Here is a 12,318-nt window from a genome sequence, read left to right as displayed (position 1 = left end):
TTAGTTAAAATAAGCAAGAAATGCGAGGGAATAATCAACGGAAACTTTATAACTCCGCCTTGGAAACAACTCATTTAAAGTAAAAAAAGGCCAAAATTCTTGGCAAGGGTAAAAATAAAAAAGCTCGATAGACTTTTTATTTCTATCGAGCTTAAAATTTTGAATTTTATATTCAGAGATCCCTCATAAAGATTTAGACCTTTCTTCTGCGTCTTCCGCCTGTACCTGCAGTTTGAGGACGTTCGCTTCCCCTTCTGCCCTTACCTTGGAATTTGGACCTATCTCCACCATCAAAACTTCCACGGCGTTTTTTAAAGTCGCCTTGTCGTCCACCACCATCTTCACGTCGATCATTTCCACCTCTTCTCTTGCCGCGATCTTTACCGCCACCGCCTTTGCGACCAGTATCCTGACTTATTTCAATATTGATTTGCCTTCCTTCCAATTTGAAATCCTTGAAGATTCCCATTACCAACTCCTGATGTTTCTCGTCGGTATTGAAAAATGAAAAACTATCTTTTACATCGACCTTATAAACATCATCTCTACCTAATTGAAGCAGGTCCCGTAGAAAATCCTTGAGGCTCATCCAATCGAAATCGTCTTTTCCTCCAATATTTATAAAGTAACGGGTGGTATCCTTGTCTTCTGATTCTGAAGAACTACGATCTCCGGAAATATTAAGATCCTTGGAACTCTTGTAATAATTAAAAAAGCGGGTAAACTCAACTGAGAACACTTTTTTAATCAGCTCTTCTTTAGTGAAATCTTCCAACACTTCATTTATATTGGGAAGGTATGGATTGATTTCATCATTTATTTTCGTTTCCTTGATAGTATTGGCGAGGTGGAACAATTGCACTTCGCAAATTTCCATTCCTGAAGGAATTTCTTTTGCAACAAACTGTTTTTGGATAATTTTTTCAATAGTTCTGATTTTTCGAACCTCACTTTTCGAAACGATTACCATAGAGATACCAGTTTTCCCAGCTCGACCAGTACGACCGCTACGGTGGGTGTAGATTTCAATTTCATCCGGTAATTGATAGTTAATTACGTGGGTAATATCATCCACATCAATGCCACGGGCGGCAACATCAGTTGCAACAAGCATTTGAATTTGGCGGTTTCTGAAGGATTTCATTACCAAATCTCTTTGGCTTTGGCTTAAATCACCGTGAAGCGCAGCGGCGTTATATCCATCCTCAATAAGTTGCTCTGCTACCTTTTGGGTATCGCGCTTGGTTCGGCAAAAAATTACCGAAAAGATATCAGGATTTGCATCAGCCAACCTTTTTAGAGCGTTATAACGGTCTCTGGCATTTACCAAATAGTATTCATGGGTAACGTTATCGGCTCCTTTGTTTTTTGCACCCACGGTGATTTCCACTGGGGAGTGCATAAATTTCTTGGCTATGGCAGCAACTTCTTTTGGCATAGTTGCGCTGAAAAGCCAAGTGCTTTTATCTTTAGGCGAATGTGAAAGAATTTCAATAATATCGTCATAAAAGCCCATGTTGAGCATTTCATCGGACTCATCAAGAACACAATATTCTATTTTTGAAATATCAACCAAGCCACGGCCGATCATATCTTTCATACGGCCAGGAGTAGCGACAATTATCTGCGAACCTCTTTTTATCTGGCGTGCTTGATCTGTAATACTTGCCCCTCCATAAACTGCCGTAACGTTCAAACCTGGCAAATATTTACCATAGGCAATCATCTCGTTAGTAATTTGAAGACAAAGTTCTCGTGTAGGCGAAAGAATAAGCCCTTGAGTAGTTCGACTCTCTACATTGATTTTTTGCAACATTGGAAATCCGAATGCTGCTGTTTTGCCAGTTCCTGTCTGGGCTAGAGCGACCATGTCGGTTTCACGGTCCAATAAGATTGGGATGGCTTTTTCTTGTACTTCCGAAGGAGTTTCAAAACCCATGTCGGTGATGGCTTTTAGAAGATTCTCTTCCAAGCCGAGTGCTTTAAATGCTGTCATTTTTTTGAATAAATATTTTTATATGTGTGCTAATGGGAAGCGACTGGACATATAAAAAACGGACAGCTTCACTATAACACCTTCCCACCCTGGGAATTTCTCAAAAATCAAAAAGTATTCTATACTCGATTTTTATGAGGGTGCAAAAGTAATTTATTTTTCTGAATTGACAGTGGTGGAATTCAGTTTTTTTTATTTCAATGATTTATAAATTAAGATCGGAGTTACAGTTGCAGTTGCAGTCGAATTAAACAAAATACCAAAAAATCTTGTAGGGCTCTTTAATAGAGGAAAACCTAATAAATTTTAATCAGGAAACAACGATTTTGGATTTTTACAAAGGATTAGATTCACATGACAACAAAAAATCAAAATGATGGTTCCTGGACATTATAAAAATAATTATTCAAATCACTTTAAGTCTATCTTAATATATGTTCCGTTCGAATCCATTAATTTTTAAATATCTTTATAAAAAAAATAATTTATGAACGAAGTTTTATCTTTCTTGGGACAAATACCGTGGTGGGGCTGGGTGCTTATATTTCTACTCATAGTAGCTATCCGGGATATATTTTTCAACAAGTATCATGCAATAAGTCATAACTTCCCCATTATTGGGCACATTCGCTATATGCTTGAAAGTATTGGTCCCGAGCTAAGACAATATATAGTCGCAAATAATCGGGAAGAACTGCCTTTTAATCGTATAGAACGTAGTTGGATATACGCTTCTGCCAAGAATGAAAACAACTATAAAGGGTTTGGGACAGATCGCGATATTTTCAAGCCCAACTACATCTTTATAAACAATTCTCTGTTACCGTTCAAGTTGGAAAAGGACAATCCCAATTATAAGAACCCATATTTCCTACCATGTGCCAAGCTTATGGGCAGTTACAATAAACGAGCGCGACCTTATCGTCCGGCATCGGTTATAAATGTTTCTGCTATGAGTTTTGGTTCATTGTCTGCCAGAGCTGTAACGGCCTTGAATAAAGGGTGTGCGATGGCGTATTGCTATCAAAATACTGGGGAGGGAGGACTTTCTCCTTACCATAAACAGGGTGCAGACGTAATATTCCATTTCGGTACGGGATATTTTGGTATTCGCGATGATGAAGGAAATTTCTCAATGGAAAAATTGGTAAAACTTGTTAATGAAAACCCACAGGTTAGAGCTATTGAGATCAAACTCTCCCAAGGAGCGAAACCCGGAAAAGGAGGTGTGTTGCCAGGGGCGAAAATCACTCAGGAAATTTCCGATATCCGACACGTTCCTTTAGGAAAAGATGTGCTCTCTCCTCCGGTTCACACAGCTTTTACTGGAATAAAAGGCTTGGTGGAGTTCGTAGAAAACATTGCCAAAGCCACCGGATTGCCCGTTGGAATTAAATCCGCCGTAGGACGAATGAACGAATGGAACGAACTGGCAAAGGTTATGCAGGAAACAAATTCAGGACCTGATTTTATTACCATCGACGGCGGTGAAGGAGGAACAGGTGCTGCGCCCCCAAGTTTTGCGGATCACGTATCATTACCGTGGATTTTCGGTTTTGCGGAAGTTTATAAAGTTTTTAAAAAACATGATCTCTGCGATCGTATTGTTTTTATAGGAAGTGGAAAATTAGGTTTTCCGGCAGCAGCTGCAATGGCATTTTCAATGGGTGCCGACCTTATAAATGTCGCTCGCGAGGCGATGATGTCAATTGGTTGTATTCAAGCTCAATTGTGCCACACAAATCGCTGTCCTACAGGAATCACAACCCAAAACAAATGGCTACAACGCGGATTAAACGTGGATGATAAATCCGTAAGGGCACATTTCTATTTTAAGAATTTTAGAAAAGAGTTGATTGAAATGACGCACGCTTGCGGCTACGAACATCCTTGCCAATTTACAATGGATGACGTGGATCTTGCCGTAGGTGATAAGAACCTGATAAAGACCTTGGCACAATCATTTATGTACCATAAGTGCCCAGTGCCCTTTGAAAGCATGAAGGAACTTTCTACAAGTGAACATCTAGGAGGAAATTATCACGAAAAAGAAGCGCGGAAAGAAGTGAAATCAATGAAAAAAGAAAATCTGGTCCGCTACTAAGGATTCGAGTTAAATGAGAAGAAAATAGCTTTAAAAGATTCTTTCAATCCCTGTTTAAAAACTGATTTTAGACAGGGTTCCAAAATTCGTAAATTTCAAAAATTTTTCAATTCGTTGTATTACTTGTACAACAATGGAAAACGACTTATTTTTGAATCCACATTGTATTTCTTATGAACGAAGTAACCCAGATCATCAGTTATGTAGCCTACCTTTTGCCAGCAATAGTGGTGGGTATCATTGCTTATTATTTTTTTAAAGGACATACTGCCAATGAGGAAGGACGAAGGAGGTATCTCGTCCAAAAAGAAGCCCAAAAACAGGTTTTGCCGCTTAGACTCCAGGCTTATGAGCGAATAACTTTATTTCTGGAAAGAATTGATCCAATCAAATTGTTGGTGCGTATTAAGCCCTATTCCGATTCGAAAGAAGATTACGAAAATTTGCTTATTACCACTATTGAGCAAGAATATGAGCATAACATAACCCAACAAATCTATGTTTCTCCTGAATGCTGGAACCTAATGATCGCCGCAAAAAATGCTACAATCAATGTAATTAGACAAGGGAGTATGCACGAAAAAGAGGGAAACGTGGACAAAATGCGCCAAGGCATTATTGAAAAATTGATGGAGGAAGTAAGTCCGTCACAAAAGGCAATCACATACGTTAAAGGTGAAGTATCAGAATTATTTTAATTCGTCTTTTTAGACCTTAATTTCGTTGAGCTCGGTATTTTTCTGCTTGGCATAGTGAAAACCACGATCCCACCATTGGGTCATTTTTTCCTTTTCAAAAATCAAAGAGTTTGTGGTTAATACCGTTGGTGTATAATACAGGTTAATTATAACGTTTTTATTCGCCGCAACAAACTTTCCGATACGAATATTCTGCTTTTCAATCCTGTCCGCCATATAATGGTGGATATTGGTAAGTAAGGTAAAAGCATTTTTAGAAGGAAGACGATTGTAGTAAGTTACCTCCGTTTCCAATATGATCACATCAACTGTATCTGCTCCCCTATTTATGGCTTCTTCAATGGGAACCATACTCCCAAAACCTCCATCTGCATATTCACAGCCGTCTTTTACCGCAAGACTCATAAAGGGCGCGAAATTACAGGAAATCCAAATCCAATCACAAAAGTCGTCGTAGCTAAAATCATTTACAGACTTGTACTCAACCTGGTTTAGTGAAAGGTTGGAAACCGTGACTACTACATCTTTATCGGAAGACTTCAATTTTTCAAATTCTGATTCGGAAAGTGTCTTTTTGATAAGTTTTCGAAGATTGAAACTTTCTCCAAAGGTTTTTTTACCCTTGATAAAGTTTTTTAACACTGTGAAATGGTTAATTGCAATCTGCCCGCCCCCAAACTTGTCTTTTTTAATCACAAAAGGACAACTGCTGAATATACTATTCTGATCCACGGAAGTGTAAACGGCTTTAACTTTATCCACCCGATTTAAGGCTAAATGTGGTATCAACAGACTTCCCGTAGAAGTACCAACAAAAATATCGTAATCGATATGCATTTCATCAATTAAATATTGCGCTACTCCCCCTGCAAATGCTCCCTTGCTGCCGCCGCCTGAAATTACCAGTGCTCTCATTCCTTTAGGATGGTTGTTAAATAATTTGCCGCTTTCCCACTCATTTCACCTTGAAGAGCTTTCACAATTTCTGCCCATTTTCCATTTTCAAGAACGCTCTTCAAAAGTTCCCTTGAAGATTTTGCAAAACGCCAGGTAGGATGCACACAAGCATCGATTAGATTTTCCAGAGTCCCGCTATCCCAAAGTTTAAGTTCGCTGACGTATTCAAAGGCTTTATCACGTACTTCAAAACTATATTCCGTAGATGTATACTGCTTCAATTCCATTAAATAATCCACTTTGTTTGAATCGCGGTAATTTTCGGTAATTAGCGCCAGAGCAAGCCAAAGCTGACGGATATTTTTATTTTGAAAACCTTCAATTCCTTCCGTTTGATCTAGGTATTCCATTCTTTTTGCGGGAAACTGTACCCATATTTGATACAATGCCGACTCCAGAGTTACATAGGAATTATCTTTTAGCAAACTTTCATAATCATTTTGAAGTTCCCTCGGAATAGGCCGAAGTGATAAAGCTACTGCCTGGCGCACATATAAGTTGTTGCTTTCAAGTGCTTTTTTATAAATTGGAAGTGTTTCGGAAATTGGTTCTTCCGCTAATTGATAAATAACTTCTTGACCTATAAAGTCATTTGGAAAAGTGAGTGCGGATCTTAATTGGGCCTTTTTATCCTTCAAGGGAACGGTTCGTAATGCAGAGATCTCAAAATAATTTTGGATAAAAATGGATTTCATTAGCGAACGATAAGCATCTTCGCTCTGAAACGCACCCTGATGAAGCCAGTTTTCTTCAAATTGAGTGATATCAACATTGGAGACCGCTTTCACTTCATCCAAAAAATTAGAAGTAGTTACAATTCCATACCTGTATTTTTTCAAATAATTTTTAATAGCGTCCTTAAAACTTTCATCCCCAATTTTTTCTCTTAAAACGTGAAGTGCCCAAGCTCCCTTTTGGTAAAAAGTGAGTGAGCTGGCCTTTGGATTCAACAACGATTCCCCTTTACCCTCATCACTCGAGGCCTTTAGTTGTTCGGCTGTTTGGTATAACTGCCAGTAGTAATAATCATCTCCAAAAATCTCTTTTTCCGAAAGTAAGGCGTAATAAGTTGCAAAACCTTCTTGTAACCAATGATCAGAATCTGTTTTCGCAGTTACCATATCGCCGAACCACTGGTGGGCAAGTTCGTGCGCATTTACATTAATATAATTTCGATCGTTAAATCCAATGGAATCAACCACAAATGCTTCGGAAAAAAATGTTGCAGTAGTGTTTTCCATTCCGGCGTAAAGGAAATCCCGTAGGGGCACCTGCTTATAAATCTGCCAAGGGAAAGCTATGCCAATTTCCTCCTCCAAAAAATCAAAAATCCGTTTACTATACCGATATGTGGGTTCAAATTTTAGAGAATCCGAAGGTTTATAATAAAGTTCTAAAGGAATTCCCGAGCTGGAACTCAGCATTTTTTTATCAAAATCACCTATGGCAAAGGCAACCAAATAACTTGACATAGGTTCACCCATATCGAAATACCAATACTTTTGATCATTAATCAATTCAGTTTTTTTCAGTTTCCCGTTTGAGATTACGGTATATTTTTCTGGTGCAACTATGGTTAAATCAAATTCGATTTTATCATTGGTATCATCGATACTCGGTAGCCAATGGGAAGTATATTTACCTTGTCCTTGAGTCCATATCTCATTTCCAAAAAAGTAAAGTGTCTGTTTAGGTATGGCTTCGTAAGTAAATATAATACTGTATGTTACGTTTTTTTCAAATTTTGATAGCAACCATATTTTATCTTCGTCAATCTTCACTTGTACTCCATTTATTTCATAATCAAGTACCTTCATGTTTTTGGCATCCAAATAAATGGAATCCGTTTTTTGAAGTGGTTTGAAGAAATATTTTACGGTACCGGTTATAGAATTTGTGTCCGCGTTTGGAACAACGGTTGCCTCTACCTTAAGAAAATCAACAATATCGTTTTGTTGCGCAAATACTTCAGCGTAAGAAGCAAAAAAGAAAATTAAAAGGATGTAGAATCCTCCAGATATGTTTCGAAGTCTGGCAGACCTTACAAACTTTAAAGATGACAGCATAAAAAGAGGATTATTCTTGTCTCCCAAAAATAACCCTTTTTTAAAGTTTAAGATGGAATATTTCTATTCTAATATGATTCTCTTTACACCTGTACCATATGAATTTTCAATATTAAGAAAATAAATACCAGACGAAAGATTGGTAAGGTCGAAAGAATGATGGTTCAATTCTTCGGAAGTTTGAAAGTAATAGGTTTTAACCGCTTGGCCATCTACGGTATTAACAGTAATCCGAGTTTCCCCATCAGGAGATTTTGTGTTTATCTGAAACATTCCCTTTGTGGGATTGGGGTACACTGAAATGTCAAAAATCTTTGTATTGTCTATAGCTTTAATCCCTAATATATTCCCGTAAACCATGGGATTATTGCTTTCATTTATTAAATGTGTATCCACGTAATATATGGGGTTTGAGCCATCGTTACAATCGGGACACGTTTGACCGGAAACGCAATCGGGATTGTTTGGGTGACAATAGTCCATATAGCTGGGATGAAAACGGTAATCTAGATTAAAGGCTGTGCCAATAAATGCACTCATATCGTAAACATCGGGAGGAGCAATAGATCCCGGACACCATCCAGCGCGTGAATATTGCCAAGTTCCTCTTTGGCCCGTGCATCCATCGGGATTGGGGTTGCATTGGTTCCAGAGATGTTGTGAAAAGGTCTGTTCCCCGTTAATATCCAAATAATGCGTGGCATTAAAAAATTCTGCGGCATTGCCGGAATTGTTCGCGCCCCAATTATGACCGGTATTGGAAACCCGTAAATGGGATGCATTCACCAGTTCCGGAATTTCCACATTAAAGGTCGGTACAGGTTGCAAATTGGCCGGATCGCCGAAACTATAACTATCATCCCATATCTCTATCACGTCGCTATAGAGATATTCAGGCGTTCCTGCGGCAAAATTCATATCTAAAGAAAGCTGCCAACCACCCGTTCCCCAAGTGTCGATGAAAACCCGCAATTCTACCTCTCCCTGCAGTAAAGATTTATAATCCGTCACATTTAGCTCATGACTGCAGGCCACCCCGTAGGGAGTAATATACCGGATAAGCTGAATCCAATTGCCATCTGGCGCCTTAACATCTATAAACGCCCACCGATCCCAATCATCACAACCGCCGGTTATATTTGGACAGGCCACATCCAAAAAAGCGTTGATATCATTATATCCGCCAACAAATTGCGGAAATGTATAAGTGCCGTAATACCAGCGACTGTTATCGCCTCCAAATTCTATAACCACATCCTCCAAACTAGCAACCATTTGCGTTGATGCCGTGCTAACAACATTTATATTACGGGTAATTGAAATTTCCTCACCGGTGGTAGATTTTGCGGTCATCACAATTTCATGAATTCCATAACTTTCAGGAGTCCACAGAAAGTAATAAAATCCTATATTTTCTTCAGCATTGTACTCGGACCCATCGATAGAAATTCTAACTTCAGAAATGGTATCAGGATCTTGAGCCGTGGCGTTCATATATATGGGATATGCCTTTAACTGCGGCATTTCAAGAGGGTAATCTTCAGTCAATCTTGTGGTTAGCTGAAGTGTTGCCAAGGTAGAAGAATTTGCAAAGCTTGAAATTTGAAGCAACAGGGACAAAGCAATTAAAAAGTAGGTTTTTTTCATTGTATAGAATTATTAAATTAGCCAAGGGATTGACAAATATATCATTTATCAATTCTAATGGGGTGGTCCCACTTCATTTTTGGCAAATAAAAAAGCCAGTTTCTATGACTACCAACCATCTGCAAACTCCAATTGATCGCTTAAAGGGATTATGGCCAAAACGTGCTGAAATGCTCAAAAAGGAGCTTGGTGTCAGTACGTTCCAGGATTTGCTGAACCTATTCCCAAATCGTTATCTGGATCGCACGCAGTATTACAAAATCGCCGATTTACAACCCACAAATGCAGAAGTACAAATAGTCGGAAAAATCACCCATATTAAAACCGTCGAGCAACAGCGTGGTAAAAGGTTGGTTGCAACCTTTACGGACGGTACCCTAAATATGGAATTGGTATGGTTCAGGGGAATAAAATGGATTCGGGAAAGCTTAAGGCTGAATATTCCCTACGTAATATTCGGAAAAACAAAATTTTTCAACGGCAGTTTCTCCATGCCACATCCCGAAATGGAATTGCTGGAGGACCACGAGAGGAGTATCCGCTCAGCCATGCAGCCCGTTTATCCCTCAACGGAAAAATTGATTAACAGCGGAGTTACAAATAGGGTATTAAATTCCACTATGCAACAATTGTTTTTGGAAAGCAAACATGGCTTTGCCGAAACCCTTCCAAAACCGCTATTGGAACAACTAAAATTGGTCTCTAAAAGTGAGGCACTTTTTAACGTACATTTCCCCAAAAGTCAAGCTCATTTAGCCCGGGCACAATACCGTTTAAAATTCGAGGAATTGTTCTATATACAACTGCAATTAATTCGAAAAAACCTACTTCATAAATCCAAAATAAGGGGATATCCTTTTGAGAAGATAGGTGATAATTTCAACAACTTTTTTTCGCACCATTTACCCTTCGAATTGACCGAAGCACAGAAGCGGGTAATCAAGGAAATCCGCAACGATTTAGGGAGCAATGCCCAGATGAACCGACTTTTGCAGGGAGATGTTGGAAGCGGAAAGACCATAGTAGCCTTCATGTCAATGTTAATAGCACTTGACAACGGTTTTCAAGCCTGTTTAATGGCTCCGACTGAAATTTTGTCAGTCCAGCACTTTACAGGATTGAGTGAATTATCTAAACGCCTGAATACCAATATAGAAATATTAACCGGTTCAACCAAAACTTCAAAGCGTAAAGAAATTCACAAAAAACTGGAAAATGGAGAATTGGACATCTTAATCGGAACCCATGCGCTGCTAGAAGATAAGGTCAAATTCAAGAACCTGGGACTCGCAATTGTGGATGAACAGCACCGTTTTGGAGTGGAGCAACGCAGCAAACTTTGGCACAAAAACGACTATCCGCCACACGTTCTTGTGATGACCGCCACCCCTATCCCCCGCACTCTTGCCATGAGCATTTATGGTGACCTGGATATCAGTGTTATTGATGAGCTTCCTCCAGGTAGAAAAGACATCAAAACAGTGCATCGATATGATGCAAATAGACTCAAGGTTTTTCACTTTATTAGGGACGAAATTTCCAAAGGAAGACAGGTGTATATTGTCTATCCTTTAATTCAGGAAAGCGAGACCATGGATTATAAGGATTTGATGGATGGATACGAGAGTATTGTCCGCGAATTTCCGCTACCCAAATATCAGGTTTCCATTCTCCACGGCCAAATGAAACCAGCCGATAAGGAATATGAAATGAACCGTTTTGTAAAAGGTGAAACGCAAATAATGGTCGCCACTACGGTAATTGAAGTCGGGGTGAATATTCCCAATGCCAGCGTGATGATTATTGAAAGCGCAGAACGTTTCGGACTTTCCCAATTGCACCAATTGCGGGGCCGTGTAGGACGGGGTGCCGAACAGAGCTATTGTATTTTGATGACCAGCTACAAACTTTCCGCCGATGCGAAAACCCGTTTGCAAACTATGGTGCGCACCAGCGATGGCTTTGAAATTGCTGAAGTAGATTTAAAACTGCGTGGTCCAGGGGATTTGATGGGCACCCAACAAAGTGGCGTATTAAACCTTCGTATCGCCGATATCGTAAAAGATTCTGAGATATTGAAAATCGCTAGAAGTTATGCAATGCAGATCCTAAAGGCCGATCCCAACCTTTCTTCCGAAGAAAACATCCCTGTTAAAAACACCTATTCCCAGTTGGTGAAGTACCGGAATATTTGGAATTATATATCGTGACGGGAAGTGAGCATCATTTTGTTTAATTGGCTCTTTGCTCATTTCTAGATTATTAAAAAAAATTGAATGTAACTGAATAGTTTAAGAAAATTTAGTGAGCACTCAAAGTTTCATCCCTTGCACAGCCCGTTTTGCAATTCCTCTTCTCCACTCAGTCATCGTAAGCGGTGAAACCATTAAATCCCACAAATTTCAGCCCATCTATTATTCTTAATTTATTACATATTGGTAATAATAATATTTATTCAGCTGTGACATTCCACAAGATTTAATAGAATGTATTTCACTTGTAAGCATTTCGTACAAGTCTTTACAATTGACTTCCTAATTAAGCAAACCCCAGTACATAAAAAAACCGTCCCAAAAATGAATTTTTGGGACGGTTTTCCAACTTATAGCAAATCTTTAATCTATTCTATCTATTGAATTTCTGTTACGCTTTGCCGCTCTTTTTTCATCCCAACTTTCTTTTAGGGCGCCACCTATCCAATAAGGCAAAATGCCCACTAGAAAGAACATCAGCCAAAAACCGATGGTCAAAACAATCATAATTGCAAGAAATCCTAAAAATTGGTCGAAAGTAAACATAGCAAAACGTGTTTAATTATAATGCTCCAAAGATAAATGGTTTTTTTGGGAT

8 protein-coding genes are annotated in these 12,318 nt (G+C 38.9%); 3 read left to right on the top strand and 5 right to left on the bottom strand.

The window, feature by feature from the left end; genetic code table 11:
• Window positions 1–193: 193 nt before the first annotated feature.
• Window positions 194–1,996, bottom strand: coding sequence for a DEAD/DEAH box helicase (locus EI546_RS00900; protein ID WP_128248777.1), 1,803 nt, complete (start codon window positions 1,994–1,996; stop codon window positions 194–196).
• 487 nt (window positions 1,997–2,483) lie between these two features.
• On the opposite strand from EI546_RS00900, the gene EI546_RS00895 reads away from it, so the two are divergent.
• On the top strand, window positions 2,484–4,100 hold the full coding sequence (locus EI546_RS00895; RefSeq protein ID WP_128248776.1) for an FMN-binding glutamate synthase family protein: 1,617 nt from the start codon (window positions 2,484–2,486) through the stop codon (window positions 4,098–4,100).
• Between the two features lie 173 nt (window positions 4,101–4,273).
• Window positions 4,274–4,798, top strand: coding sequence for a DUF7935 family protein (locus EI546_RS00890; protein WP_128248775.1), 525 nt, complete (start codon window positions 4,274–4,276; stop codon window positions 4,796–4,798).
• Window positions 4,799–4,807: 9 nt separating this feature from the next.
• Here the strand turns inward: EI546_RS00890 and EI546_RS00885 are convergent, their stop codons facing one another.
• Genes EI546_RS00885 through EI546_RS00875 form a run of 3 tightly spaced genes read right to left on the bottom strand, consistent with a single transcriptional unit; the run spans window position 4,808 to window position 9,468 of the window.
• Window positions 4,808–5,713, bottom strand: coding sequence for a patatin-like phospholipase family protein (locus EI546_RS00885; protein ID WP_128248774.1), 906 nt, complete (start codon window positions 5,711–5,713; stop codon window positions 4,808–4,810).
• Window positions 5,710–7,848 carry a M1 family metallopeptidase gene (locus tag EI546_RS00880; RefSeq protein WP_240673135.1) on the bottom strand — a complete coding sequence of 713 codons (2,139 nt, stop codon included), beginning with the start codon at window positions 7,846–7,848 and terminating at the stop codon, window positions 5,710–5,712. Before EI546_RS00880 ends, EI546_RS00885 begins: the two co-directional genes overlap by 4 nt.
• Before the next feature lie 36 nt (window positions 7,849–7,884).
• Window positions 7,885–9,468, bottom strand: coding sequence for a T9SS type A sorting domain-containing protein (locus EI546_RS00875; RefSeq protein WP_128248773.1), 1,584 nt, complete (start codon window positions 9,466–9,468; stop codon window positions 7,885–7,887).
• A 104-nt stretch (window positions 9,469–9,572) separates the two neighbouring features.
• Here EI546_RS00875 and recG point away from each other — a divergent pair, with 104 nt between their 5' ends.
• Complete coding sequence (gene recG, locus EI546_RS00870) at window positions 9,573–11,678, top strand: ATP-dependent DNA helicase RecG (RefSeq protein WP_128248772.1); 2,106 nt, start codon at window positions 9,573–9,575, stop codon at window positions 11,676–11,678.
• 405 nt (window positions 11,679–12,083) lie between these two features.
• Here the strand turns inward: recG and EI546_RS00865 are convergent, their stop codons facing one another.
• Complete coding sequence (locus EI546_RS00865) at window positions 12,084–12,266, bottom strand: hypothetical protein (protein WP_128248771.1); 183 nt, start codon at window positions 12,264–12,266, stop codon at window positions 12,084–12,086.
• Between the last annotated feature and the right edge of the window lie 52 nt (window positions 12,267–12,318).

It is taken from the genome of Aequorivita sp. H23M31 (assembly GCF_004022485.1).
Lineage (GTDB): Bacteria > Bacteroidota > Bacteroidia > Flavobacteriales > Flavobacteriaceae > Aequorivita > Aequorivita ciconiae.
This window is presented reverse-complemented; position numbering and strand designations above follow the sequence as displayed.